Below are 24,541 nucleotides of genomic sequence, written 5' to 3'. Positions count from 1 at the left end.
TTTAGCGTTCTTTTTTAGTGTTCTTTACTTGGGGTAAGGTTTTCTTTTTTAATTTAGATTGGGGCTTTAAGAAAAATTGTTGTAAAATAAACGCCCCCATAAGTGCAATTATGGGGATAATTTTTAATGGGAGTTTGCCATGAAAACAGAAAATGGTAAAAACTCTTGGAAAACATTATACCTTGAAATTTCATTTTTGGGGTGTAAAGTTGTTGTTTTATTGAAGCGATAGTTTTGTAAAACGAAGTTTCTGTAAAACGATAGCTTTAGTTTTTCCAAAGTTCCCTTAAGGCTTTTTAGCTTTAAGGGTTTTCCTTAAAAGTTTATCCTTAACTTATGGGGGCAACAAAAAAGGCTAACTCATCATCTCTAAAGCCAGAATTATCATGTTATCAAAGCTTTCTACCCTTTCTTTAGGGCTTAAGGCTTCTTTAGTGATTAAGTGATCTGAGACTGAACATAAGCATAAAGCTTTAGCGTTCAATTCCATCGCCGTGGCGTATAACCCTGCCGCTTCCATTTCAATAGCCAAGTGGTTGTATTGGGCCATCAAATCAAAAGCATGCGTTTCAAACGAATAGAAAAAATCGCTTGAAAAAACATTACCCACTTTCAAATCAATGCCCAAACGCTTTGCTGTTTGATACGCTCTTAAACTCAATTCAAAATCAGGCGTTGCGCTCAAATCGTGGTTTAAAAAACGCACCCGATTGGTTTTAGAATCCGTTGAAGCCCCCGTCGCCATGATAATGTCTTTCAGGCCAACTTTTGGGCTAATCGCCCCGCAAGTGCCAATCCTTAAAAGCTCTTTAACCTGATAGGTTTTAATGAGTTCAGTAACATAAATCGTGCATGATGCAATGCCCATGCCATGCCCCATTAAAGAAATCCCCTTACCCTTATACTTCCCGCTAAAGCCTAGCATGTTACGCACATTCGTGATCTCTTTGGCGTCTTGTAAAAATTTTTTTGCAATGTAGCTCACCCTTAAGGGATCGCCGCATAAAAGGCATTGAGGATAAAAGTCGCCGATTTTAGCGTTAATGTGAGGGGTCATGGTTGTCCTTTAAAGTTTAATAAGTTTTTGCCATAATCTAGGGGGCTTAATCCCAAAAAGTGAGCGATACTTTGCCCAATATCCGCAAACGACTCGCTCTTGCCTAAAAAAGCTGGTTGTAAATCTTTATGGTAGAACAAAACAGGAATGTATTCTCGTGTGTGATCGGTACCTTTAAAGCTAGGATCACACCCATGATCGGCGCAAAGAATGAGCAAATCGTTTTCCCTTAAATTGTCTAAAACCTCTTTTAAGCGTGCATCAAAATACTCTAAAGCGTTAGCATACCCGCTAATATCGCGCCGATGCCCATAATCGCTATCAAAATGCACAAAATTCGTAAAAATCAAGCTGTTGTTTTTAGCGTTTTTGACTTGCTCTAAAGTAACATCGCATAGCTCCATCAAACTACCGGCTTTGAACTTTTGAGTGATCCCCACATGAGCGTAAATATCAGCGATTTTTCCAATGCTGATGACTTCGCCTTGCTTTTCTTCAATGAATGTTTCAAAAAGCAATTTTTTATGGGGCTTTATCGCATAGTCTTTGCGATTAGCAGTGCGTTTGAAACTCTCTCTATTGGTGCCAATAAAAGGCCTTGCGATCACTCTGGCGATCTTTAAAGGCTCTAGAATTTGAAACGCTTCTTCACAAAGAGCGTATAAGTTATCCAGCCCAAACCTTTCTTCATGCGCAGCGATTTGAAACACTGAATCTGCTGAAGTGTAAAAAATGGGGTATAAAGTTTCTAAATGCTTTTCGCCTAAATCTTTAATGATTTCTGTCCCTGATGCGTGGCAATTCCCCAAATAGCCCTTAATCTTAGTTTTGTGCATGATTTCATCTAAAATTTCTTTAGGAAACGAATCATTTTTGTCTTTAAAATACCCCCATTCAAAAAGAACGGGCGCGCCCATCATCTCCCAATGCCCAGAAATCGTATCTTTAGCGCTAGAAAGTTCTTGCGCATAAGTGTAAGCCCCTATTAAATTAGGTTGGGATTGAAAGCCTAAGGGCAATTCATTTGTAGCTTTTAAAGCGCTCAACCCTAAACCCAAACTCTCTAAATAAGGCAGTTTCAAAGCCCCATTGCGATCGTTAGAATCAGCCAGGTTATTAAAACAAGCCTTAGCGATATTGCCTAAAGTGTTCGCCCCCAAATCGCCAAAATCTTTAGCGTCTTCGCTAGCCCCTATACCAAAAGAATCCAATAATAAGATTACCACTCTTTTTTGCATGTTTTGTCCTTTTACTGAGCGTTTAGCCCTATGAATAACCCAGCGATAGTCGCGCTCATGAAATTAGAAAGCGTGCCTACAAGCACCGCTTTTAAAGCAAGCCTGGCAATGAAATCTTTCTTTTTAGGCACTAAACTGCCAAGCCCCCCAATGAGCATGGCGACTGAACTTAAGTTAGCGAACCCGCACAACGCAAAAGTGATGATCGCTTTGGTTTTCTCGCTCAAGATTAAAGGAGGGTTATCGCCCAAATAAGGCAATAATTGCATATAGCCCACAAATTCATTGAGCGCGATTTTAATGCCTATGATTTCCCCGGCAATCCCGGCTTGGCTCCAAGGAATGCCTAACATAAAGGCCAAAGGTTTTAAAAGCGTGCCTAAAACCACCCCTAAAGACAAATGCTCCATGCCTAAAAATCCCCCTACAACCCCTAAAAGCCCGTTAATGAGCGCGAGCATCCCCACAAAGGCTAAAAGCATCGCCCCCACATGCAAGGCTAAATGAAGCCCTGTGCTTGCCCCATTAGCGATAGCTTCTATAATGTTGACATGCTCTTCTGCAGAAACATCTGCATGGCTAGAAATGGTTTCGTTTTGCGGGTAAATGATTTTAGCGAACAACAACCCCCCAGGAGCGGACATAAACGATGCGGCGATTAAATAAGGCAAAGGAATGCCCATGCTCGCATACCCGGCTAACACAGGCCCCGCAACGCTAGCCATGCCCACGCACATGACCGCAAAAATCTCTGAATCGCTCATGCTTTTCAAATAAGGTTTAATGACTAAGGGCGCTTCTGTGTGCGCTACAAAAATATTAGCCGCTGCGCTCATGCTTTCTGCTTTAGAAGTGCCTAAGCATTTTTGCAACGCCCCACCGATGAGATTGATAAATAAAGGCATGATTTTTAAATAATATAGAAGTGAAATCAAGCTAGCAAAAAAGATAATGATCGCTAAAACATTGATCGCAAAGACAAACCCCCCTATCCCTTGATCACCCTTATCGTTTGGAGCGAGATTGCCAAATAAAAAACGCACCCCCTCATAGCCGTAACTGATCACGCTTTGTATGCCGCTAGCTAAACCTTGCAGCATTTCCCTACCCAAAGGCACATATAAAGCCAACGCCCCTAAAGCCACCTGAATCACAAAGGCGCTGACAATCGTGCGATAATTTATAGCCCTTTTATTGCCAGAAAACACCCAAGCAATAAGAAAAAGCACCGCCATCCCTACAACACTTAAAAGAGAGCTAAAAATCATCGTCAAATCCCTAATGTAAGAAATTAAAAGATGCAGAGTTATTGTAGTTTAGTTTTGCTAAAAAAAAGATTAAACGGATATTAAATGAAGATTAAATCAAATCATGGTGTCAAGAGGGGGACTTGAACCCCCGACCTCCGGCTTATGAGACCAGCGCTCTAAACCAGCTGAGCTACCTTGACAAAAAAATAAAAGAATAAGATTATACAAAAAATTTTCTTAAAAATCCATTAAAATTACATTAAACTTTTATTATCAATCCTACTTTCCTAAATTAATGATAGAAATTAGAGATTTTCTTGTAAAATACTACGCATGTTTAAGAAAATTTTTCCATTAGCGTTAGTGTCGTCGTTGCGGTTTTTGGGGCTTTTTATTGTTTTGCCGGTCATTAGTTTGTATGCGGATAGTTTCCATTCAAGCAGTCCCTTGCTTATAGGTTTAGCGGTGGGTGGGGCGTATCTCACGCAAATTATTTTTCAAACCCCCATGGGCATTCTTAGCGATAAGATAGGCCGTAAAGTGGTGGTTATGGTGTGCTTGTTGTTGTTTTTGGTTGGATCGTTAGTGTGCTTTATAGCGAATGATATTATTACGCTCGTTATCGGGCGCTTCATTCAAGGCATGGGGGCTTTAGGGGGGGTTATTAGCGCGATGGTGGCTGATGAAGTGAAAGAAGAAGAGCGCACCAAAGCCATGGCGATCATGGGGGCGTTTATTTTCATTAGCTTCACTATAAGCATGGCCATAGGCCCTGGGGTTGTGGCGTTTTTTGGGGGGGCAAAATGGCTCTTTTTACTCACGGCGATCTTAACCTTATTGAGTTTGTTGATGCTTTTAAAAGTCAAAGACGCCCCTAAAATTTCTTACCAAATCAAAAACATAAGGGCTTATCAACCCAACTCTAAAGCCTTGTATCTTTTGTATCTAAGCTCTTTTTTTGAAAAAGCGTTCATGACGCTTATTTTTGTATTAATCCCTTTAGCCTTAGTGAATGAATTTCATAAAGATGAAAGCTTTTTGATCTTGGTGTATGTGCCTGGAGCCTTATTGGGGGTTTTAAGCATGGGAATAGCGAGCGTTATGGCTGAAAAATACAACAAGCCTAAAGGGGTGATGCTTTCTGGTGTATTGTTGTTTATTGTGAGTTATTTGTGCTTGTTTTTAGCCGACTCTAGCTTTTTAGGAAAATATTTATGGCTCTTTATTCTTGGGGTGGCGTTTTTCTTCATTGGTTTTGCTACCTTAGAGCCTATCATGCAATCTTTAGCGTCTAAATTCGCTAAAGCAAACGAAAAAGGCAAAGTTTTAGGGCAATTCACTACTTTTGGCTATTTAGGGAGCTTTGTTGGGGGCGTGAGCGGGGGGTTGAGTTATCATCATTTAGGCGTTTCTAACACAAGCTTAATCGTTGTAGCTTTAGGGTTTATTTGGGGACTATCACTCTTTTTACTCCATAACCCTTCCAAGCAAAAAAATGTCTATTTCCCCTTAGACGCTTATAATGAGGAACAATTTGAAACTTTAGGGGACAAAATCATTGAATGGTATGTCAATATTAGCGAAGAAATCATTATTGTGAAATATAATTCCGATCACATTAGCGAAGAAGAAATCATTCGCTTATCGCGAAAGTTTAGAAAATAAAATCAAGGATCAAAAATGGCCTATGAAATTTCCAAAAAAGTCTTACACATTGTAGGCAAGACAAACGCCACTTACAAACTCATAGAAGAAGGCGATAAAATCTTGTTAGGGTTGAGTGGGGGCAAGGATTCTATCATGCTCGCTTGCATCTTAGCCAGGATGCAAAAACATGCCCCTTTCAAATTTGATTTTAAAGCGGTTACCGTGCATTATGGTTTGGGTGAAAATTTAAAATGGTTGAGCGATTTGTGCGAAGAACAAGGCATTGAGCATGAGATCATTTACACCCAAATCGCTGCCACGATCAACGAAAAACGCCGTGAAAAAAGCTCGTTTTGTTCGTTTTGCTCTCGTTTGAGGCGAGGGACTTTGTATTCTAAGGCTTTAGAGGAAGGCTATAATAAAGTCGCTATCGCACACCATTTAGACGATGCGGTGGAGAGCTTTTTTATGAATTTCACTTATAACGGGAGTTTGAGGAGCATGCCCCCCATTTATAGGGCTGAAAACGGCTTGTTGGTGATCCGCCCTTTGATTAAGGTTCGAGAAGCCAGCAGCATTCATTTTGTCACTTCTCAAAATATCCCCGTCGCCCCTGATTGCAATTGCCCAGCCAAACAGCCCACTTCCGATAAACCCCCTATCGCGCGATTAGCCACTAAAAATTTCTTAAAAGAAATGCAAAACTTGCACCCTCGTTTCTTTGATAGCTTAGAGAATGCGTTTAATAATGTCCAAGCGAACAGCTTTAGCGACGCTAAGTATTTAGACGCTTAAAGCTTTAAGCTTTTTTGTTGAGCATTTTAATCGCAATGGTGAATAACACCCCTTCAAAAATAGCCGCCATGAGTAATGCGTAATAGGTGTTTTGTGAGATCGCTTGCGCTTTTAAACCCACTGCTGCGGTGGTTACTAAAAAAGTTAAAGGCATAGAAGCCCCTAAGGCGAATGAAAATAAATGCTTAGCTTCTTTAAAGTATTTGCGCCACAATAAGGTTGAAGTGATCAAGTGCAAACTCAACATCGCTATGACAATCAGTATCCCTTGGAGGATCAAATGCGGGTTTAAAAACACTAATTTTAAGTCTAAAGTAGAGCCTACATGGATGAAAAACAAAGGCACAAAAAACCCAAACCCCACATCATTGAGCTTGTGGATCAATTCTGATTTGTGAGGGAAAAAAGTAGAAACAACTAACCCCGCCAAAAACGCCCCTAAAACCATTTCTATTTTGAGCCACACCACGATCGCAACCAAGGAAAAAAAGAGCATGAGCGAAAAACGCACATCTTGGTTAAACTGACTGCTTTTAGGCATCACAAAAAGCTTTAAATGCGGGAACCACCAAAACAAAGTCTTAAAGATTTGAAACGCCACGATAATTAAAATTAAAAAAACAATGAGAATGCCTAAATCTTTAATCAAATCCATGCCCAAACCATGCGAATACACCCCATCCACGACCACCAAACCAAAAATGCTTAACAATTCCCCAATAACGCCCACTTTCAAAACCAAATCAAGCCACAAAATCTCTTTACGATAATCTTTGACTAAAGTCATGATCATGCCCAAACTAATAATAGGGAAAATCACCATGAAAATAGGCTCTAAATTAAGGCTAAAAGTAAGAATGAATGAAAGCGTGTATAAAATCAACAGATAAGCAAAAATGCGTTTTAAAAGAGAAACCCCTAATTTTTTAAACAAATAAATTTCTACTTCCAAACCGCATAAAAACATTAAAAACAAAAAGCCAATTTCAGACATGATTTCAAAGCCTTTAGTTGGCTCAATAAAACCCACATACGCCCCAACAGACCCAAATAAAATCTCCACGACCGTGATAGGCAAACGAGAGATTCTAGACATATAGGGGGCCATCACAATTAAAAGCATGATGAGCGCGAAAGTGAAAAATTCTGCATGCATGTCTTAATTTTACCTTATTTATTGGTTAAGTTTTCAAAATAACGAGATTTTGCTCTTTATAAGTGGTGAAAACCCCTTTTTTGATTTCGTAATAAGTTACCCCTAACGCTACCAAAAACGCTAAAAATTGCACGATAGGGTAAGTTACCCAAATGCCATTAATCCCATAGAAATGACTTAAAATCGGCAATAAAATAACCATAAACCCCAGCGTGTGCGAAAGAGTGATGATAAACGAACTTTTAGTGCACTGAATAGATTGGAAAAACACCGCGCACAACAAATTCATGCCTAAAAAAACATAGCCAACGTAGTAAATATTCATCGCTCTTTTAGTCTCTTGCATAAAAAGGGGGTCTTGTTCGCTTGGCTGCAAATAAAGCTTGATTAAAAATTCATCTAGGAAATAATAAGCACCATAGAAGAAAATCCCTATACAAAACGCCGCTTTCAAACCAAAAACAAACACGGCTCGCACGCGTTCTAAATTTCTAGCCCCATAGCTAAAACTCGCAATCGGTTGGATGCCTTGAGAAATCGCAAATAAAGTCGTAAAAAAGATAATCGCATTATACATAACGATCCCATACATGCTCACAAACCTTTCCCCAGCCGTGTGCATGATAGCGGTATTAAACAATAAAATCATAATAGAAGCGCTAAATTCTGCCGTGCTTTGAGGCACGCCGCTTTTAGCTGAAGAAATGACTGAAGACAAGGAAAATCGTTTGATGAAATACAATTGCCCTTTTTTGCGCCAAAAATGCTGCATTAAGACTAAAACCCCTATCGCATGCCCTATCACGGTGGCTATTGCGCTGCCTTGAACCCCCACTTCCAAAACAAAAATAAACAAGTAATTGAAAAAGATATTCGCTAACGAGCCAATCAACATCGCTACCATCGCTAAAATGGGGCGTTTGTCATTCACCACAAAAACATCTGCTAAAGGGTGCAAAACCATAAAAACAGAGCCCATTAAAATGATTTCAATATAGCGTTTAGACATGCTCAATAAAGCGTCATTGCTCCCAAAAAAACGCGCGATATTTTCGCTAAAAGGTAGTAGTGCCATGCTCAAAATAAAGGCGCTTAGAGCGACAAAATAAAACACGCTGCTAAACACAAGCCTAGCCCTATGGGTTTTATTTTGACCCAAAAAATACCCCACAATACTCGCTGCCCCAAAACCAAAAAGCAATTCATACGCAATGAGTCCTGGAAAAATAGGCCATGCGATATTGACCGCAGCGATCGCTTCTTTACCCAGTTTCTTGCCCACAAACATGCCATCTATCATAGAGTAAGTAGAAAGTGAAATCATAGAAAAAGCTAAAGGGATAAAATAATAAAAAAAGAGCTTCCTTATCGAATCTTTATGCAAATCAATCTTTTTTTTGAGCATTTAAACCACACACCGCTTAAAATTTATGACAAATTTTTCTATTTTAACATAAAAAGAGAGGCAATCTATCCGTTAGTGCGGTTATTAAGCGGTATCATTAAAAAATGGTTTTTAGAGCGAAAAGGATTTCCTTTATTGGGTTAATCCTTTTAACGCTCTTTATGTTTTTTTAAACTTTATCGTAATGAATCTAAGCCAAAACAGCGCCAATAACCCCAAAGCCCCACCCACAAAGCCAATATATTCTAGCCCTAATTGGTGGATCACAATACTGCCAAACAACGCACCTGATCCAATCCCCACATTATAGCTCCCCGAAAAAATCGCGCTCGCGACATCCGTAGCATCTGGTGCGAGCTGTAACACCCTCATTTGCAACGCAATAGTGAGTGAAGTGATCCCTATTCCCCATAAGAAAATTTGCAAGAAAACCACCCACTCTAAGTTTTTAAACACAAAAAGCAAGAGTTGCGGGCAAATGACTAAAATCATCGCAAAAGCGATAAATTTTCTTGAATTTTTCGCGTACAAACGGCCGAATAAAAAACTCCCCGCCACGCCCGCTAACCCAAAAACAAACAGCATTAGCGTCGTAATGTCAGGAGAAAATTGGCTGATTTGAATGATAAAAGGCTCAATATAGCTATAAGTGGTGAAATGCCCAGAGATGACCATGATCACAAGCAAATAAATCCCCATTAAAAGCGGGCGTTTCATTAATATAGGGACACTTGCGAGCGTGCCTGCGTTTCTACTGGGTAAATGCGGGAGCAATTTCCACATAAGTAGCATTATAAGAGTCGCAACGCCCCCGATCACGCCAAAAGTAGAGCGCCAATCCAGGATTTGCCCAATGATCCTCCCAAGCGGCAACCCTAGAATCATCGCTAACGAACTCCCTAACGCTAACAGCCCTAAGGCCTGTTGTTTTTTATTTCTTGGCGCGACACGAATGACTAAAGAAGCCGTGATGGACCAAAAAATAGAGTGGGCAAAAGCGATACCCATACGAGAAATGAGTAACACCCAAAAATTCCACGCTAACGCTGAAAGGATGTGGCTAGCAATAAAAAGGGCGAAAAGAAAAAGCAATAAGCGTTTCCTTTCAATTTTAGCGCTAATCAGCATCAAAGGCAATGAGCCAAGAGACACCACCCATGCATAAGCAGTGATCATAAGCCCTACTGTTGCGCTCTCCATTTCAAAGCTTTTCGCAATGTCTGATAAGAGTGCGACAGGGACAAACTCCGTGGTGTTAAAAATAAACGCCGAAAGCGAAAACACAAAAACCCGCATTAAGGCGAATCTTTGATACGATTGTTTGGTAATCATCATTTAAATCTTAAGGGGTTAAATTTTATTCCATTTGAAAACTTGGAGTATAAGACAAAAATTTTAACCGCTTGTAAATTGGGGGCTGATTGAAACAAATATTCCCGCTCCATAGGCGCATTAATTTAATGGAGTTGTTACCATATAAAACAGAATTTAAAATCATTTCCAACTTTTAACCAATCTGTTTTTTGTAACTGCGGTCATTGTTGATTAAGCGCTAAAATTAAGCCGTTGCCTTTTTAATAATTTTAGAATTTTAAAATAAAGGATAATTAAAATGAAAAAAACTTTTTTGATCGCTTTAGCGCTAGCCACTTCTCTTACAGGCGCTGAAAACACCAAATGGGATTATAAAAATAAAGAAAACGGCCCGCACCGCTGGGACAAATTGCACAAAGATTTTGAAGTGTGCAAAAGCGGTAAAAGCCAATCGCCCATCAACATTGAGCATTACTACCACACGCAAGATAAAGCCGATTTGCAATTCAAATACGCCGCTTCTAAGCCTAAAGCGGTCTTTTTCACCCACCACACTTTAAAAGCTTCGTTTGAGCCGACTAACCACATCAATTATAGAGGGCATGATTATGTGCTGGATAATGTGCATTTCCACGCCCCTATGGAATTTTTAATCAATAATAAAACCAGGCCTTTGAGCGCGCATCTCGTGCATAAAGACGCTAAAGGGCGCTTATTAGTCTTAGCGATTGGGTTTGAAGAAGGGAAAGAAAACCCCAACCTTGATCCTATTTTAGAAGGCATTCAAAAGAAACAGAATTTTAAGGAAGTGGCTTTAGACGCTTTCTTGCCTAAAAGCATCAATTACTACCATTTTAACGGCTCTCTCACCGCTCCTCCTTGCACAGAAGGGGTGGCATGGTTTGTCATAGAAGAGCCTTTGGAAGTCTCCGCCAAACAATTGGCTGAAATCAAAAAACGCATGAAAAATTCGCCTAACCAACGCCCCGTCCAACCTGACTACAACACCGTGATCATTAAAAGCTCAGCTGAGACCCGCTAAAATGGAAACTCTCTCTTTTATAAAGAGAGAGGTATAAAAATCATTCTTCATAATAAAACAACGCCAAAAATTGCAACCGCTTGTATTTTGTGAAACGCTCAAACACTAAAAACGATTGGGATCCCTACTAAGAAGTTTAAAAAAGGCTCTGTTCTAATTGGGTAATATAGAGTCTTTAAAATACCATAAATAAGCTAAAAACGATTTTATGGTGTTTTCTTATGCCTACATCCTTTTACTATAACCATAACCCGCTTTTTCTGCTTTCTTTTCAGTATTAGCAGCTGCTTCTATTTCTTTACTGACATCAGCAAATATTTTTTGAATGAACAAAAGGCTTTGAGAGGTTAAAAGGTGGGCTTGTGAGTCTGGTTTTAAACTCCTCATTTCAAGCATTTTAGCTTGAGCTTTAGAGCGTATTTTTAGATNACGGCATGACTGATAGAATATTCAAACCCCACGCTCGCATACGCCCCATTTTCTTCAGCGATACAATAAGATAAAAATAATAAGGGTAAAGGAAATAAGGTTTTTTGAAATTGCATGGGTGATCCTAATCAAAAATAATCTCAATCATACACTAATTATAATAGAAAAAAGTGAAACAATTTTTAAGCCATTTTTGAATACAATAAGAGCATTTTATTATTAAGGTTAGAATAATGAGTTTGATCGTTACGCGCTTCGCTCCATCGCCCACTGGCTACCTCCACATAGGAGGCTTAAGGACAGCCATTTTTAATTATCTTTTTGCACGAGCCAATCAAGGAAAGTTTTTTTTACGCATTGAGGATACGGATTTGAGCCGTAACTCCATAGAAGCGGCTAACGCCATTGTAGAGGCTTTCAAATGGGTGGGGCTAGAACACGACGGAGAAATCCTCTATCAATCCAAACGCTTTGAGATTTATAAAGAATACATTCAAAAACTCTTAAACGAAGACAAAGCCTATTATTGCTACATGAGTAAAGATGAATTGGACGCTTTGAGAGAAGAGCAAAAGGCTAGGAAAGAAACCCCACGCTATGACAATCGTTATCGTGATTTTAAAGGCACGCCTCCTAAAGGCATAGAACCTGTGGTAAGGATCAAAGTCCCCCAAAATGAAATCATTGTTTTTAATGATGGGGTTAAAGGCGAAGTGAAAGTGAACACTAACGAAATAGACGATTTTATTATCGCCAGGAGCGATGGGACGCCTACTTATAACTTTGTGGTTACCATTGATGACGCTTTAATGGGGATTACTGATGTGATTAGAGGCGATGATCACCTTTCTAACACCCCTAAACAAATCGTTCTCTATAAAGCTTTGAATTTTAAAATCCCTAATTTTTTCCATGTGCCGATGATTTTGAATGAAGAAGGGCAAAAATTAAGCAAACGCCATGGGGCCACTAATGTGATGGACTATCAAGAAAGGGGCTATCTTAAGGAAGCTTTAGTGAATTTTTTAGCGCGTTTGGGGTGGAGCTATCAAGATAAAGAGGTTTTTAGCATGCAAGAATTGTTGGAATGTTTTGACCCTAAAGATTTGAATTCTTCGCCCAGTTGCTTTAGCTGGCACAAGCTTAATTGGCTCAACGCTCATTATTTGAAAAACCAAAGCGCGCAGGAATTGTTAAAACTTTTAAAGCCTTTTAGTTTTAGCGATCTTTCTCATTTAAACCCCACTCAATTGGATCGCTTGTTGGACGCTCTCAAAGAAAGATCTCAAACCTTAAAAGAATTAGCCCTTAAAATAGATGAGGTTTTAACCGCTCCTATAGAGTATGAAGAAAAGGTTTTTAAAAAACTCAATCAAGCGCTCGTCATGCCCTTGTTAGAAAAATTTAAATTGGCGTTAGATAAAACTGATTTCAACGATGAAAGCGCGCTAGAAAACGCCATGCACAAAATCATTGAAGAAGAAAAGATTAAAGCGGGTAGTTTTATGCAGCCTTTAAGATTAGCCCTTTTGGGTAAGGGAGGCGGGATAGGCCTTAAAGAAGCGCTTTTTATTTTAGGCAAAACAGAGAGCGTCAAAAGGATAGAGGCATTTTTGAAAAGCTAAAAAATTGGCTCTGTTTTCATGGAACGCTGATAATAAAAGAGCTTGATTTTAGCGGTTGTTATGAGAGCGACTCCCTAAAACTTTAGCGTTATTCCTAACACTAAAACGGGTGTATAAAGTTTAAAAATAAGAGGGTTTTAAGAGGAAAATAAAAAAATATTTCTAAAATTTTTTGCCTTGATTGAAATCAAGCTTAAAAGTTGGGTTCAGACAATCTTTGGGCAAACTAATCGTTTGAGGAATGACCTCATAATGGCAATAATTTTCATCTTCAAAGAGAGGTTTTACCAATAAGCGGTTTGAAAAAAGCCGATTTTCTTGATTAGGATTGATAACGCCATTGTTTAAAAAGAGGAAAGTTCGCGCGAGTTTGATTATTTCGTTTGGATCATGACTCACCAATAACACGCTTAAATTTTCACGCTTGATAAAATCAAGCAAACCTTGTTGCACTTCGTTTTTTAAGGCGTTATCTAGGGCGTTTAAAGGCTCATCTAAAAGCAATAAATTCTTGGCTGCGATTAAAGCTCTTGCTAAAGCGACTCGTTGGGCTTGCCCGCCAGAGAGTTGAATAATTTTTTGCTGGCTTAGGTTTTCTAAACGCATTAAGCGTAACACTTCGTGGATTTTATTTTTATCTTTAGGGTGAGCAAAGGCGATGTTTTGATACACATTTAAATGAGGGAATAGAGCGTAATCTTGAAACACAAAGCCGATTTTTCGTTGTTGTGGTTTTAAAAAAATCTTTTTTTGAGTGTCTAGCCACACTGAACGATTGACTTCAATATAGCCGCTACTCACCGCTTCAAGCCCCGCTAAAATGCGTAAAATCGTGCTTTTACCCGCTCCCGATTCTCCTAATAAAGCGACAACTTCTGCTTCTTTAATTTCTAAGTCTATATTCAAATCAAACGCACCCCTAGATCCTAAAAGGCGTTTTTTAAACCGCGCTTTTATCATAAAAACGAGCTTTGTTTTTTATTCAAAAATAGGGTAACAAACAAGAGGCTAAAACTGATAATCGTGAGCGTTAAGGCGTATTGATGGGCTTTAGGGTAATTGAGCGCTTCAGTTTCGTTAAAAATCGCAATACTAGCCACTCTTGTTTCCCCTAATATATCACCCCCAAGCATCATCACCACGCCAAATTCGCCTATAGTGTGCGTAAAGGTTGTAATGATAGCCATCAACACACTGGGTTTGATGTTAGGGAGCAGGACAAAAAAAAGGGTGTAATATTCCCCTTTACCCAAGCTATAACTGGCTTCTTTTAAAGAAGTGGGCAAGGAAATTAACGCGCTTTTAATGGGGCTTACCATAAAGGGTAAGGAAAAAATCACGCTCCCTAAAATAAGCCCTTGAAAACTAAAAACAAGTTTCACATTTAATACATCTTGTAAAAACGCTCCCAAAAAAGAAGAAGGCGAAAAAATTAAAAGGAGATAAAACCCTAGCACGCTTGGGGGTAAAACTAAAGGCATATACACAAGCGTTTCTGTTAAGCTCGTTAAAAGATTGCGTTTAAGGCTTAAAAAATAGCCCAAAAAAATCCCTATAGGGAGTAAAATAAGGGTGGTAATCAAAGCTAAAGAAAAGCTCAAACGCATGGTAATCAAAAACTCATGATCCATTGTTCGCCTTTTTTATGCGTTTCAATCCACAATATAGCCGTATTCTTTAAAGATAGCTCTAGCTTTAGGGCTGAATAAAAAATCTTTAAAGACTTTGGCTAAAGGGTTATTAGCCCCATTTTTAGTGATGATCAAGGCTTGTTCAATAGGGTTATAAAGGGCTTTATCAATGATGAAATAAGAGAGGTTTTTATCTTTTTTATCCATCAAGGATAACGCTCCAAAGCCTATTTGAGCGTTTTTAGTAGCGACAAATTGATGGGCTTGAGAAATAGAAGCGCCATAAATGATTTTAGATTTAAGACTAGAAGCGAGTTTTAAATTCTCTAAGACTTCCATGCTGGCTTTTCCATAAGGGGCTAGTTTAGGATTAGCCATAGCGATATGTTTAATTTTAGGGTCTTTAAGAATCTCTAAAGAATCCATTTTTAGATTTTCACTCCATAAAACCAACACGCCTTTAGCATAGACTTCTTCTTTAAAAGGGGTTATTTTTTCATCATGAAGCTTTTTAGGTCTAGTAATATCCGCTGAAATGAATAAATCAAAAGGGGCGTTTTGAGCGATTTGAGTGTAGAGTTTGCCTGAAGAATTAAAGCTAATCTTAATAGCGTCTTTGGGGTGTTCTTTTTGAAATTCTTTAACAAGGGCTTTTAAAGCACGCGTGAGATTAGCAGCAGCAGCGATTTTTAAATCCTGTGCCAACAGAGCGCTTGAAAAAAATACGATTAAAAAGGCAAACGCTTTGAAAGTATTTTTCATAGAACTCCCTTTGATTAAATGATTGAAATTGGTGATTATACCTATTTGTATCTTAAAAATTTGAGATCATTTTGTGGTGGGTGTATCCCACTTATCAGTATTTAACCAATATTTTCACTCTAAAAACTCTCATCTTTGATAAAAAATTAAATCTTTTAGAAAAATAACCGATTTTAGAGTGTAACTTTAATTCAACAAGAAGGATTTATTATGATTAAAAGAATTGCTTGTATTTTAAGCTTGAGTGCGAGTTTAGCGCTGGCTGGCGAAGTGAATGGGTTTTTTATGGGTGCGGGTTATCAGCAAGGTCGTTATGGCCCTTATAACAGCAATTACTCTGATTGGCGCCATGGCAATGATCTTTATGGTTTGAATTTCAAATTAGGTTTTGTAGGCTTTGCCAATAAATGGTTTGGGGCTAGGGTGTATGGCTTTTTGGATTGGTTTAACACTTCAGGGACTGAACACACCAAAACCAATTTGCTCACCTATGGCGGCGGCGGCGATTTGATCGTCAATCTCATTCCTTTGGATAAATTCGCTCTAGGTCTCATCGGTGGCGTTCAATTAGCCGGAAACACTTGGATGTTCCCTTATGATGTCAATCAAACGAGATTCCAGTTCTTATGGAATTTAGGCGGAAGAATGCGTGTTGGGGATCGTAGCGCGTTTGAAGCGGGCGTAAAATTCCCTATGGTTAATCAAGGCAGCAAAGATGTAGGGCTTATCCGCTACTATTCTTGGTATGTGGATTATGTCTTCACTTTCTAGTTTATTCTTTCATCCGCTCTTCTTCATCAAATCAAACCCTAGCCGACTCTTAAAAGGTTGGGGTTCAAAAATCTTTTTCATAAATAGAAAGTTTGTTTTAGTGCAGTATAATCCTAGCGTTTTAATTTTTATTTTACTAAACAGAGTGTTTGGTGTTTGCGTTTGAAAGCGGGTTTAGTGAGGTTTAAATAATAAATTACTTATATATATTTATTTGATAGATATTATTTTATTCAATAGTGTTATTTAATAGATCAATTTATTAAGATAGTTTCGCTTTTATTTCTTTAAAACAAATTGATTCTACTGGGGAAAGGTTTTTATGGAAAACAGCACACTTTATATTGTTATTGCTGGCTTATGGCTTGCTGTAGGCTTTGGAATCTTTTTAAAGAAATTAGACATGCCCGTTATCATTGGCTACATTTGCACAGGAACGGTCTTAGCGGCTTTTTTTAAAATTAATGATTTTAATTTGTTGTCTGATATTGGTGAATTTGGTATCGTCTTTTTAATGTTTATGATAGGCATTGAGTTTAATTTTGACAAGCTCAAATCCATCAAACAAGAAGTGCTGGTTTTTGGGCTTTTACAAGTCATTTTGTGCGCTTTAATCGCTTTTTTAGTGGGGTATTTTGTTTTGGGTCTTTCACCCATTTTTTCCCTTGTTTTAGGCATGGGGCTTTCGCTCTCTTCAACCGCTATTGTGCTGAAATTCTTTGAAGATTCCAAACAGCTTAGCACGCCCATGGGAAAGAGCGCGGTGGGAATTTTGATTTTCCAAGATATTGCAGCCATTCCCATGCTTTTAATTCTCACTATTCTAGGCAGTAAAGATTCTAATGTTAATTTACTCATTCTTAAAACCCTTATTTCCGCAGGGATTATTTTAGTTCTTTTATTATTGCCTGGAAAAAAAGGGGCTAATCTCATCTTAGAGCAAGCGAAAGACACGCGCTTGCCTGAAATTTTTATAGGCACGATTTTAGTGATTGTTTGCAGCGCGGCGGGGTTGAGCCATTTTTTTGGGTTTTCTATGTCTTTGGGGGCATTCATTGTGGGCATGGCGATTTCTAAATCGCGCTATAAAATCAATGTTCAAGAAGAATTCGCGCAATTAAAAAATCTCTTTCTAGCCCTTTTTTTCATTACGATAGGGATGCAAATTAATGTGAGTTTCTTTATGGAGAAGTTCTTTGTTGTCATCTTTTTACTCATTTTAGTGATGGGTTTTAAGACAGCTATCATTTATGCATTATTGCGTTTTTTTAGAGACGCTAAAACTGCCATAAAAACCGCCCTTTCTTTAGCGCAAATCGGGGAGTTTTCTTTTGTTATCTTTTTAAATTCAGGCTCGCACCAGCTCTTTAATTTGCAAGAAAAAAAAGGGATTCTTGGTTTTTTACACCAAAAAAATATCTTAAGTATCGCTCAAAATGACATCCACCAGCTCCTTATTCTCATGGTGGTCTTTTCTATGTTGGCAACCCCTTTTATTTTAAAATACCTAGAATCTATCGCTCAATTTATTTTGCACCAAAAGAGCCAAGAAAATGAGCCGGCTAAAAAATAATGGCGCAAAAACCAAATGATAAGTTTGCTTGTATTGTCAGTGTTATGTTAAAATACGAGCATATTTTAACTTCAAATTGGTATAAAAAGGGGATTTCATGAAAGAACAAGAATGGGATTTAAGTGCTTTATTTGAAAATAAAGAAAGCGCAGAAGAATTTTTAAAAACCTTACAAACAGAAGCACAAGAATTTGAGAGCGCTTATCAAAATAACCTTAAGGATTTAGACGCTGCAAAATTTGCCGACGCTCTTAAACATTACGAAAATTTGTTAGAAAAAATTTCTAGAGCGATGACTTACGCTCAATTACTCTTTGCTAAGAACACTAAAGAATCGAAGTTTTATTCGCAATGCGAAATGGCTTGCGCAAATATCCAACAACACCTTTTATTCTTTGAAATTGAATTTAAGAATTTGGACGCCAAAAAACAACTCGCTTTCATTAAAAAATGCAAAGACCATGCTTTTTATCTAAACAATCTCATAGAAAAGAAAAAGCACACTTTGAATTTAGATGAAGAAAAGATCGCTCTAGCCCTTTCGCCTGTGGGAGTGGGCGCGTTTAGCCGTCTTTTTGATGAGCATTTTTCTTCTTTGAAAATCCCTTTTGAAGAAAAAACTTTAAGCGAAGAAGAAATTTTAGCCCTCTTGCACAACCCCAAACGCAAGATCCGTAAAAAATCTCAAAAAGCTTTCAGCAAAGCGTTAGAAAAATCCCGCCCTTTACTCACTTATATTTTAAACATGGTGCGTAAAGATTTGCTCATTGAAACTAGGCTGAGAAAATACGATAAAAAAGAGAGTTTCCGCCACATTGACAACCAGATCTCCCAAGAGAGCGTGGATAGCATGATAGAGATTGTGAACGCTAATTTTTCTTTAGTGCATCGTTACTACCATCAAAAAGCGCAAATTTTAGGGCATAAACTCAAAGATTACGATCGCTACGCCCCTTTAAACGATGAGAGCATCACCATGACTTACTCTCAAGCTTTAGAAGAAGTGCTTAAAACCCTCAAAGCCTTTAGCCCAGAATTTCATAAAATCGCTTCTAAAGCGATCAAAGAAGGTTGGGTGGATTCACACCCTAAAGACTTTAAGCAAGGTGGGGCTTTTAGCCATGGCGGGGTGCCTAGCGCTCACCCTTATGTGTTATTAAACTACACAGGAAACCGCCGAGACGCTTTCACTATCGCTCATGAATTTGGGCATATGATCCACCAAGAATTGTCCAAAAAACAAGGCGTATTGAACATGGATACACCCTTAACCACCGCAGAAACCGCTTCTGTCTTTTCTGAAATGCTGTTTTTTGAGCATTTAAAAAAAGGGTTAAAACAAGATGAACTCCTTTTCATGCTAGCAGGCAAATTAGAGGATATTTTTTCTACGCTTTTTAGGCAAGTGGTGATGACGAATTTTGAAAGAAGAATCCATGAAATAGATGAAGAATTAGACACCAAAGATTTTGATCGAATCTGGTTTGAAGAAAACCAAAGAATGTTTGAAAAGAGCGTGAAACTCACTAAAAACTACCATTTGTGGTGGAGCTATATCCCCCATTTTATCCATTCGCCTTTTTATTGCTACGCTTATAGTTACGGGCAGCTTTTGACTTTAGCGCTTTATGGGCTTTATAAAAAAAGCGACGCTAAAGAGTTTGTTAAAACTTACACGGAATTTTTGAGTTTAGGAGGGTCAAAAAGCCCTAAAGAATTAGTGTCCATGTTTGGCTTTGACATTGATAGCAAAGAATTTTGGGAAATTGGCATGCAAGAGGTGCGTCATTTGTTAGAAGAATTTGAAAGGTTGCTCGCATGCAAAGAGAATTAAGGCTTTTAAACAACAAGCATTGCATTGAATACTTGCAATTTCTGTCCAAAAACCATTTGAGTTTCAACCTTTTGTGCGAAAGAGATGCGATTGATTTTTCCCCCAAGCTCCCTAAAGAAATTCATGAAAAATTCGGTGCGTTAGTGCTGTTTGTTTTAGCCGGATACACCTTAGAAAGCTTGATGATTGACGCGCAAAGCGTGCAGTTTGAAGCTGGGTTTGGCCCTAACAATATTGGCAGCGTGGTTCAAGTAAAACTTCCTGGCATCATTCAAATCCTTATCAAAGAAAAAAATGAAAATATCGTTTTATTCAATCGTTGCGATTCGCTTGAAGTATTCCACAAAGAAGAACCGCCCTTTCAAGAGCCAAAGAAAGACGAACGAGAGTCTAAAGAATGGCTGGATTCTAAAGAGGCCCTTTTTTCCAATTCCAAAAACCGCACGATTTTAGAAAATTTACACAAAAGCTAAAGGAATCATTGATGAGCGTTTTGAAATTGCATGTAAAAGTCTTTCGTTTTGAAACCAACAAAGATTACAATCCGGCTTATGAGTCTTATTTTTTAGAATACCAAGAAGATCAATACCTTTTGGATCTTTTAAAACAACTCAAAGGCGTGAGCTATAATGAAAACATCGCACTTAAAATCAACCAGATTGCGGTGTTTGAGGACGCTAAAGTGAGCGATTTGGTGGCGTTTTTTTCTAAAGAATGGGTGCTAGATCCCCTATCCAAACGATACGCTTTAAAAGACTTGATGATTGATGAAAAGGCGGTTTTAAAAAATTATGAAGACTTTTTCAAACAAGTCCCCTACATCACCAAAGGCGAAAAAGAAGAATTAGAAAAGTTTATTCAAATCAATTTTATCAACCCCCAAACCAACCCTAAATATCTGGGCGATGGCTTTTTCTTGTATGTTAAATGGCTGATGAAACGCTACCCCACAGAGCGCAACCGGTTATTAGAGATGATTTCTCAGCCTGAAAGCGGCGTGATGAATTTTTTAAGCGTGGCGCATTATCTCTATAAAAACGATGACAACATTGACCATGAAATCTATGAATTGCAAGAAATCCTAACCAATTCCAAAATCAAGCCATGGAAAGATTTTTCTAAAAACCTTTTAAGCCTTTTTCAATACCATTCTAACCCCCCTAAAACGCCCAACCCCCCTAAAACTTGCGCGCTCTTTAACGCTTATGCGAAACATTTAGACGCACAATCGCTTCTCAAAAGCGCTAAGCTCTATTTAGAAAAAATGGGGCAAAAAATCATTGATCTGCCTTTTTGTTATGATGGGGGCTATTATGGGAAGATTATCAGCACGCATGATTTCCTCACGGCCTCTGCGTATAATCTGGCTCTAGCCAAAGCCAATGGCGTTTCGCTCATTTTTTGCGAAGAAGATGCGTATTTGAATATTTTGCATGCTAAAGAAGTTTTAGACAACAACCCTGAAATCACCAACTCCGTCAATGAAAAATTAAAAAAATACCAGCTCGTTTATGAAAAAGATATTGAGGTAGCCTATCTTAATGAGTGGGTTAATGAGTTTTTGGCATGGGAATTGAAAAGCCCTTTTGATGCGTTTTTAGGGGCTGAATTTTCTCGCATCAAACCAAGCGATCATTTTTTCAATAAAATCCATTTAAAAGCCCCTAATTTTTTAGAGTCTTTTCAAAATTACGCCCCCCTTTTAGAAGTCAATGAAGCAAGCGGCTTACTCCAGTGCGCGCATTTACGCTATTTGGGGATTGATTTGGGGGCGGATTTTTTAATCGTGCATTCTTTAGGGCTTTTTCACGCTTTTGAAAATTTAAGCTTAAAAGCTTCAAAAGTTTATAAAAGAGATAATGATAACACCCCCACTTTATTTTTACCTCAAATCGCGCTAATGGCTATGGGGGAAAAAAATAAGCAAGCTCTAGGGCTTGATGCACATTATCATAAGGTTACTTTCATTTAAAATGAACGCTTTTTTAAAACTCGCGCTCGCTTCTTTGATGGGAGGGCTTTGGTATGCTTTCAATGGCGAAGGCTCTGAGATTGTCGCTATAGGGATTTTTGTGTTGATTTTGTTTGTTTTTTTCATCCGCCCTGTGAGTTTCCAAGACCCAGAAAAACGAGAAGAATACATAGAACGGCTTAAAAAAAACCATGAGAGGAAAATGATCTTACAAGACAAGCAAAAAGAAGAGCAAATGCGTCTTTATCAAGCCAAAAAAGAGCGAGAGAGCAGGCAAAAACAAGACCTTAAAGAACAAATGAAAAAATACTCATAAAGGAAAATCATGGAAATCATTTTATTAATTGTTGCGGCGGTTGTGTTGTTTTATTTTTACAACACCCTCAAAGAATATTTGAAAAACCCCCTAAACCCTAAAACCAAAACCGAAGAATACGACTTGAAAAATGACCCCTATTTGTTAGCGCAATCTAGCCCCCTAGACAAATTCAAGCAAACCCAAACGGGTGCGTATATGCGTCTTTTAAAGTTTTTAGACATTCAAAAAAACGCTTTGGATAACGCCTTAAGGACGCTTTTTATCCATGAATTAGAGCAGCCCTTAAACAGCGAACAACAAGATTTAGCCAAAGAGCTTCTCAATGAGCCTGTAGATAAAAAAGAAAATTTTGAATCCTTATGCCAAGAAATCGCCGACCACACGCATGGAGAATACACCAAACGCCTGAAATTAGTGGAATTTCTTATGTTATTAGCCTATGCTGATGGGATACTAGATAGCAAAGAAAAAGAATTGTTTTTAGATGTGGGGGCGTTTTTGCAGATAGACAATCAGGATTTTAACGAGCTTTATGATAATTTTGAACGCTTCAATGCAATAGAAATCCCTATGTCTTTAGAAGAAGCAAAAAGTCTTTTTGAAATCCAAACTAACACCACCAAGCAAGATTTAGAAAAAAAAGCCCTAGATTTAAGCACCCCCTACTACCATAAAATGAATGACAACAAACGCTACAGCGAACAAGATTTTATCTCGTTGAAAAAAATCGCCCTCGCTTCCCAACTCTTAGAAAAAGATTTAAAAGACTTATAGAGGTGTGATGAAAAAGGCTATTGAATGCCCTTTTTAAAAGCCCTAGAATCTTTTGATGCGCCCTTTTTAGAAAAAGAAATTTCAAAGCGTTTTAGGGATAATTTAATTTTTTTCAAATCTTATAATCCCCATCTTTTTAACGCCCTCAATACGCCTTTTAAAAATTACCAATTGCTTTTTGAAAAAAACCACTTCAATCTCTTACACACGCCAACAAACGCTTTAAGCTACCCTAAAAATCAAATGATAGAAATCGCTTTCAACATGGCTAAAAACCCCTTGAATAATCCCAGATGGTCATTAGACAATAACCACCTCTCTTTAAATTATTTAAAATCTCAAAACAACCCCAAACTCCCCATAACCCTTAAAGCCACGCATGCGATCTCAAACTTTTTAGACAATTATCAAACGCCTTGCTCTTTAAAGAAATTCTTACCCCCTACCATGATTTATGGCGTCTTAGACGGCTTGTTTTTGGCTATTTTACAGGCTCAAAATTACCGCTTCCATTCGCTCTATTTGTTTGAAGAAAATTTAGATTTGTTTAAAATCAGTTGTTATTTTGCGCGTTATGAAGATTTGATTACAAAAGGGGCTAAACTCTTTATTCAAGGGTTTTTTAACCCTAATGAATTGAAAATGGATTTTTTGAAACGCCCTGTTACGCATTCTTTTTTAAAGCTAGAAATCATGCCCTATAAAAGCGCTTTTAATATGCGCATGCGAGAAAACATTCAAAACTATTACAAACAAGCCTTAAGGGGTTGGGGGAGTTTTGAAGACGAATTGCTAGGGCTAAAGAACACGCTCAAAAACTTACCCCTATACCAAACCCTAAAAACCAAGCCCAAAAAGATCAACGCCCCCATTTGCGTGGTGGGTAATGGGCCAAGCCTGGATTTATTGCTAGATTTTTTAAAAGAAAATGAAAAAAATTGCATCATTTTTTCATGCGGAACCGCTTTAAAGCCTTTAAAAACGCACGGCGTTAAAGTGGATTTTCAAATAGAAGTGGAGCGCATAGACTATCTTAAGGAAGTTTTAGAAAAAGCCCCCCTAGAAGACACCCCCTTAATGGGGGCCAACATGCTCAATCCTAACGCTTTTAATGTAGCCAAAGAAGCGTTGATGTTTATGCGTGGGGGGAGCGCTTGCGCGTATATAAGCCCTTTAAGCATAGAATACGCAGCGCCTTTTGTGGGCAATGCCGGGGTGGCTTTAGCGGGTTTGATGAGCGATGAAATCTATTTGTGCGCTTTAGATTGCGCTTATATCAAAGGGTTTAAAAAGCACGCTCAAAATTCCTATTATGAAAATGAAAAAGAAATTGACACCTCATCTTTAATCAGCATAGAGGGCAATTTTAAAGGTTATGAAACTTTTAGCGACTCGCTTTTTTTGCTCTCTAAAGAAAGGATTGAAGAAGCCCTTCATTATTACCAGCCTAAAAAAGTCTATAATTTAAGCTATGGGGCTAAAATCAAGCATGCTGTTAGCGTGGATCGCTCTCAAATCAAATTAAAGAATTTTAATAAAAAAGACGCTATCGCTCGCATTAAAAGCATGTTTAGCCCTAGAAGTAACCATGCTAAGGATTTAAACAATTTACAAAAAAATCTTATGAATTTTAAAGAGAATTTTTTCACGCATTTAAACACGCCTTGTAAAACCAAGCAAGAAATATTTGAATGGGTGGATAGCTTGAGTGGGTTTTGCCAAACAACCAGCACCAAAACCCCCACTATAGGCATTTTATTTGAAGGGAGTGTCGCTCATATCTTACAAAGCGTTTTAATCGTTTCATTGCACCTTAAAGAAAATGAGCTGACGCATTTTGTCAAATTCTCTCAAAACGCCTTAAAACAATTCCTTAAAAAAGCTTGTTTGTTATTGCAAATGCAACTCAAACAACCATGATTTTTATTTTTACATTATAATAACAAC

Annotated in this window: 22 protein-coding genes, 1 tRNA gene and 2 pseudogenes; 14 read left to right on the top strand and 11 right to left on the bottom strand. The window is 38.2% G+C overall.

From position 1 onward, the window contains the following. Positions 1 to 355: 355 nt before the first annotated feature. The 4 genes from deoD to J5F42_RS07370 all read right to left on the bottom strand — a co-directional run bounded on the left by deoD (position 356) and on the right by J5F42_RS07370 (position 3,745). A complete protein-coding gene (gene deoD / locus J5F42_RS07385; protein ID WP_078260485.1) occupies positions 356 to 1,057 on the bottom strand; it encodes a purine-nucleoside phosphorylase in 702 nt (233 codons plus the stop codon). Next, positions 1,054 to 2,295, bottom strand: a complete 1,242-nt coding sequence (locus tag J5F42_RS07380) for a phosphopentomutase (protein WP_097699499.1) — start codon at positions 2,293 to 2,295, stop codon at positions 1,054 to 1,056. Before J5F42_RS07380 ends, deoD begins: the two co-directional genes overlap by 4 nt. An 11-nt stretch (positions 2,296 to 2,306) precedes the next feature. Further along, a complete protein-coding gene (locus J5F42_RS07375; RefSeq protein ID WP_283491307.1) occupies positions 2,307 to 3,563 on the bottom strand; it encodes a NupC/NupG family nucleoside CNT transporter in 1,257 nt (418 codons plus the stop codon). A gap of 104 nt (positions 3,564 to 3,667) precedes the next feature. Further along, positions 3,668 to 3,745: transfer RNA gene (locus J5F42_RS07370), tRNA-Met, on the bottom strand. A 172-nt stretch (positions 3,746 to 3,917) separates the two neighbouring features. Here J5F42_RS07370 and J5F42_RS07365 point away from each other — a divergent pair. Both J5F42_RS07365 and J5F42_RS07360 read left to right on the top strand, forming a co-directional pair. Beyond that, the gene (locus tag J5F42_RS07365; RefSeq protein WP_341777798.1) at positions 3,918 to 5,210 is read left to right on the top strand and encodes an MFS transporter; all 1,293 of its coding nucleotides are present in this window, start codon (positions 3,918 to 3,920) and stop codon (positions 5,208 to 5,210) included. 15 nt (positions 5,211 to 5,225) lie between these two features. Next, positions 5,226 to 5,987 (top strand): tRNA 2-thiocytidine biosynthesis TtcA family protein, encoded by a 762-nt coding sequence (locus tag J5F42_RS07360; RefSeq protein ID WP_097562633.1) that lies wholly within the window; start codon positions 5,226 to 5,228, stop codon positions 5,985 to 5,987. A 4-nt stretch (positions 5,988 to 5,991) separates the two neighbouring features. Here J5F42_RS07360 and J5F42_RS07355 read toward each other — a convergent pair whose 3' ends face one another. From J5F42_RS07355 to J5F42_RS07345, 3 genes are all read right to left on the bottom strand, one after another. Then, positions 5,992 to 7,143, bottom strand: a complete 1,152-nt coding sequence (locus J5F42_RS07355) for a cation:proton antiporter (RefSeq protein WP_000542870.1) — start codon at positions 7,141 to 7,143, stop codon at positions 5,992 to 5,994. A 25-nt stretch (positions 7,144 to 7,168) separates the two neighbouring features. Further along, entirely contained in the window at positions 7,169 to 8,548 is a 1,380-nt protein-coding gene (locus J5F42_RS07350) for an HP1184 family multidrug efflux MATE transporter (RefSeq protein WP_097699496.1), read from the bottom strand. A 159-nt stretch (positions 8,549 to 8,707) separates the two neighbouring features. After that, positions 8,708 to 9,883 (bottom strand): sugar transporter, encoded by a 1,176-nt coding sequence (locus J5F42_RS07345; protein ID WP_097699495.1) that lies wholly within the window; start codon positions 9,881 to 9,883, stop codon positions 8,708 to 8,710. A gap of 277 nt (positions 9,884 to 10,160) precedes the next feature. Here J5F42_RS07345 and J5F42_RS07340 point away from each other — a divergent pair, with 277 nt between their 5' ends. Further along, positions 10,161 to 10,904 (top strand): carbonic anhydrase, encoded by a 744-nt coding sequence (locus J5F42_RS07340; protein WP_097699494.1) that lies wholly within the window; start codon positions 10,161 to 10,163, stop codon positions 10,902 to 10,904. Positions 10,905 to 11,129: 225 nt separating this feature from the next. On the opposite strand, the pseudogene J5F42_RS07980 reads toward J5F42_RS07340, so the two are convergent. Further along, positions 11,130 to 11,330, bottom strand: a pseudogene (locus tag J5F42_RS07980) (DUF874 family protein); the annotation flags it as partial. A gap of 236 nt (positions 11,331 to 11,566) precedes the next feature. Between J5F42_RS07980 and gltX the strand changes: the two are divergent. Then, entirely contained in the window at positions 11,567 to 12,958 is a 1,392-nt protein-coding gene (gene gltX, locus J5F42_RS07330; protein WP_097699879.1) for a glutamate--tRNA ligase, read from the top strand. A gap of 162 nt (positions 12,959 to 13,120) precedes the next feature. Here gltX and J5F42_RS07320 read toward each other — a convergent pair whose 3' ends face one another. From J5F42_RS07320 to modA, 3 genes are read right to left on the bottom strand one after another with little or no spacing between them, the layout of a single operon-like run. Beyond that, complete coding sequence (locus J5F42_RS07320; RefSeq protein WP_097699878.1) at positions 13,121 to 13,918, bottom strand: ATP-binding cassette domain-containing protein; 798 nt, start codon at positions 13,916 to 13,918, stop codon at positions 13,121 to 13,123. Further along, entirely contained in the window at positions 13,915 to 14,589 is a 675-nt protein-coding gene (gene modB, locus J5F42_RS07315) for a molybdate ABC transporter permease subunit (protein WP_097699877.1), read from the bottom strand. Before modB ends, J5F42_RS07320 begins: the two co-directional genes overlap by 4 nt. 21 nt (positions 14,590 to 14,610) lie before the next feature. Beyond that, positions 14,611 to 15,351 carry a molybdate ABC transporter substrate-binding protein gene (modA, locus tag J5F42_RS07310; RefSeq protein WP_283491306.1) on the bottom strand — a complete coding sequence of 247 codons (741 nt, stop codon included), beginning with the start codon at positions 15,349 to 15,351 and terminating at the stop codon, positions 14,611 to 14,613. Positions 15,352 to 15,369: 18 nt separating this feature from the next. Between modA and J5F42_RS07305 the strand changes: the two are divergent. The 10 genes and pseudogenes from J5F42_RS07305 (at position 15,370) to J5F42_RS07260 (ending at position 24,514) form a co-directional block, all read left to right on the top strand. Then, positions 15,370 to 15,518: pseudogene (locus J5F42_RS07305) on the top strand (orotate phosphoribosyltransferase). 43 nt (positions 15,519 to 15,561) lie between these two features. Then, complete coding sequence (locus tag J5F42_RS07300) at positions 15,562 to 16,122, top strand: outer membrane beta-barrel protein (RefSeq protein WP_000595776.1); 561 nt, start codon at positions 15,562 to 15,564, stop codon at positions 16,120 to 16,122. Then, entirely contained in the window at positions 16,106 to 16,288 is a 183-nt protein-coding gene (locus J5F42_RS07295) for a hypothetical protein (protein WP_283491305.1), read from the top strand. The genes J5F42_RS07300 and J5F42_RS07295 overlap by 17 nt, the downstream gene beginning before the upstream one ends. A 156-nt stretch (positions 16,289 to 16,444) precedes the next feature. Then, positions 16,445 to 17,695 carry a cation:proton antiporter gene (locus J5F42_RS07290; protein ID WP_053576552.1) on the top strand — a complete coding sequence of 417 codons (1,251 nt, stop codon included), beginning with the start codon at positions 16,445 to 16,447 and terminating at the stop codon, positions 17,693 to 17,695. 97 nt (positions 17,696 to 17,792) lie between these two features. Continuing rightward, on the top strand, positions 17,793 to 19,529 hold the full coding sequence (locus tag J5F42_RS07285; RefSeq protein WP_283491304.1) for a M3 family oligoendopeptidase: 1,737 nt from the start codon (positions 17,793 to 17,795) through the stop codon (positions 19,527 to 19,529). After that, positions 19,514 to 20,002 carry a hypothetical protein gene (locus J5F42_RS07280; RefSeq protein ID WP_097699836.1) on the top strand — a complete coding sequence of 163 codons (489 nt, stop codon included), beginning with the start codon at positions 19,514 to 19,516 and terminating at the stop codon, positions 20,000 to 20,002. Before J5F42_RS07285 ends, J5F42_RS07280 begins: the two co-directional genes overlap by 16 nt. 11 nt (positions 20,003 to 20,013) lie before the next feature. Continuing rightward, the gene (locus J5F42_RS07275) at positions 20,014 to 21,501 is read left to right on the top strand and encodes a DUF5644 domain-containing protein (protein WP_000114701.1); all 1,488 of its coding nucleotides are present in this window, start codon (positions 20,014 to 20,016) and stop codon (positions 21,499 to 21,501) included. Position 21,502: 1 nt separating this feature from the next. Then, positions 21,503 to 21,817 (top strand): hypothetical protein, encoded by a 315-nt coding sequence (locus tag J5F42_RS07270; RefSeq protein ID WP_001861281.1) that lies wholly within the window; start codon positions 21,503 to 21,505, stop codon positions 21,815 to 21,817. A gap of 9 nt (positions 21,818 to 21,826) precedes the next feature. Continuing rightward, entirely contained in the window at positions 21,827 to 22,594 is a 768-nt protein-coding gene (locus J5F42_RS07265; protein WP_283491303.1) for a TerB family tellurite resistance protein, read from the top strand. Between the two features lie 24 nt (positions 22,595 to 22,618). Beyond that, positions 22,619 to 24,514 (top strand): motility associated factor glycosyltransferase family protein, encoded by a 1,896-nt coding sequence (locus J5F42_RS07260; RefSeq protein WP_283491302.1) that lies wholly within the window; start codon positions 22,619 to 22,621, stop codon positions 24,512 to 24,514. Positions 24,515 to 24,541: the final 27 nt, after the last annotated feature.

Source organism: Helicobacter pylori, assembly GCF_030062585.1.
GTDB lineage: Bacteria > Campylobacterota > Campylobacteria > Campylobacterales > Helicobacteraceae > Helicobacter > Helicobacter pylori_CN.
Note: the sequence above shows the minus strand (reverse complement) of the source record. Positions and strands in the feature narration are given on the sequence as shown.

Excerpts from the sequence above, each read along its gene's own strand:
- deoD (WP_078260485.1), bottom strand. The coding sequence starts at position 1,057 with ATGACCCCTCACATTAACGCTAAAATCGGCGACTTTTATCCTCAATGC.
- J5F42_RS07380 (WP_097699499.1), bottom strand. The coding sequence starts at position 2,295 with ATGCAAAAAAGAGTGGTAATCTTATTATTGGATTCTTTTGGTATAGGG.
- J5F42_RS07375 (WP_283491307.1), bottom strand. The coding sequence starts at position 3,563 with ATGATTTTTAGCTCTCTTTTAAGTGTTGTAGGGATGGCGGTGCTTTTT.
- J5F42_RS07360 (WP_097562633.1), top strand. The coding sequence starts at position 5,226 with ATGGCCTATGAAATTTCCAAAAAAGTCTTACACATTGTAGGCAAGACA.
- J5F42_RS07355 (WP_000542870.1), bottom strand. The coding sequence starts at position 7,143 with ATGCATGCAGAATTTTTCACTTTCGCGCTCATCATGCTTTTAATTGTG.
- J5F42_RS07350 (WP_097699496.1), bottom strand. The coding sequence starts at position 8,548 with ATGCTCAAAAAAAAGATTGATTTGCATAAAGATTCGATAAGGAAGCTC.
- J5F42_RS07345 (WP_097699495.1), bottom strand. The coding sequence starts at position 9,883 with ATGATGATTACCAAACAATCGTATCAAAGATTCGCCTTAATGCGGGTT.
- J5F42_RS07340 (WP_097699494.1), top strand. The coding sequence starts at position 10,161 with ATGAAAAAAACTTTTTTGATCGCTTTAGCGCTAGCCACTTCTCTTACA.
- gltX (WP_097699879.1), top strand. The coding sequence starts at position 11,567 with ATGAGTTTGATCGTTACGCGCTTCGCTCCATCGCCCACTGGCTACCTC.
- J5F42_RS07320 (WP_097699878.1), bottom strand. The coding sequence starts at position 13,918 with ATGATAAAAGCGCGGTTTAAAAAACGCCTTTTAGGATCTAGGGGTGCG.
- modB (WP_097699877.1), bottom strand. The coding sequence starts at position 14,589 with ATGGATCATGAGTTTTTGATTACCATGCGTTTGAGCTTTTCTTTAGCT.
- modA (WP_283491306.1), bottom strand. The coding sequence starts at position 15,351 with ATGAAAAATACTTTCAAAGCGTTTGCCTTTTTAATCGTATTTTTTTCA.
- J5F42_RS07300 (WP_000595776.1), top strand. The coding sequence starts at position 15,562 with ATGATTAAAAGAATTGCTTGTATTTTAAGCTTGAGTGCGAGTTTAGCG.
- J5F42_RS07295 (WP_283491305.1), top strand. The coding sequence starts at position 16,106 with ATGTCTTCACTTTCTAGTTTATTCTTTCATCCGCTCTTCTTCATCAAA.
- J5F42_RS07290 (WP_053576552.1), top strand. The coding sequence starts at position 16,445 with ATGGAAAACAGCACACTTTATATTGTTATTGCTGGCTTATGGCTTGCT.
- J5F42_RS07285 (WP_283491304.1), top strand. The coding sequence starts at position 17,793 with ATGAAAGAACAAGAATGGGATTTAAGTGCTTTATTTGAAAATAAAGAA.
- J5F42_RS07280 (WP_097699836.1), top strand. The coding sequence starts at position 19,514 with ATGCAAAGAGAATTAAGGCTTTTAAACAACAAGCATTGCATTGAATAC.
- J5F42_RS07275 (WP_000114701.1), top strand. The coding sequence starts at position 20,014 with ATGAGCGTTTTGAAATTGCATGTAAAAGTCTTTCGTTTTGAAACCAAC.
- J5F42_RS07270 (WP_001861281.1), top strand. The coding sequence starts at position 21,503 with ATGAACGCTTTTTTAAAACTCGCGCTCGCTTCTTTGATGGGAGGGCTT.
- J5F42_RS07265 (WP_283491303.1), top strand. The coding sequence starts at position 21,827 with ATGGAAATCATTTTATTAATTGTTGCGGCGGTTGTGTTGTTTTATTTT.
- J5F42_RS07260 (WP_283491302.1), top strand. The coding sequence starts at position 22,619 with ATGCCCTTTTTAAAAGCCCTAGAATCTTTTGATGCGCCCTTTTTAGAA.